Origin of the sequence: Mycobacterium pinniadriaticum, assembly GCF_026242045.1 — a bacterium.
GTDB classification, from domain to species: domain Bacteria; phylum Actinomycetota; class Actinomycetes; order Mycobacteriales; family Mycobacteriaceae; genus Mycobacterium; species Mycobacterium pinniadriaticum.
In genome coordinates this window covers 1-535 of the sequence record NZ_JAPJDO010000121.1, presented here as the reverse complement: position 1 = coordinate 535, position 535 = coordinate 1, and the positions used below count along the sequence as shown (strand labels likewise).

Genomic DNA, 535 nt, shown 5'->3' with positions numbered 1-535 from the left:
CCACAGCTGACCTATGCGCCGGCCTACCGGCCGGGGCGGCCGATCTCGGGGTTCGTCACCGGTGAGCAGGGGCTGGGTCATTTCGTCACCTATGTGCCCGATGTGCAGGCCGCCGAGGACTTCTACCACCAGACGTTGGGGTTTGCCACCTCGGATGCGCCGAACTTTCCCGGGGTGGGCAAGATCGGGTCGTTCATGTACTGCAACCCGCGGCATCACTCGTTGGCGTTCTTCGGCAACCCCGCGCCGAGGCGTAAGACCTATCACGTGATGCTCGAGCACACCAGCATCGATGATGTGGGTAACGCGTTCGACATCTGCCAGGCCCAGGGCAAGGTGAAAGTGCAACTGGGCCGGCACAACAACGACCGCGCGTTCTCGTTCTACACCGAAAACCCCTCGGGCTGGCAATTCGAACTCGGCTGGGGCGCACGCGCCATCGACCCCGACAACTTCGCCGTCGAACACTACAGCGTCGGCGGAGGCAGCGGCATGGGCGAATGGGGCCACGCCGGCCTCATGGAATCCGTCTTCT

At 63.9% G+C, this 535-nt stretch carries 1 protein-coding gene; it reads left to right on the top strand.

Annotation, left to right across the window (positions count from 1 at the left end; genetic code table 11):
- The coding region (locus tag ORI27_RS32930; RefSeq protein WP_266001442.1) for a VOC family protein at positions 1 to 535 on the top strand (535 nt) is incomplete at both ends.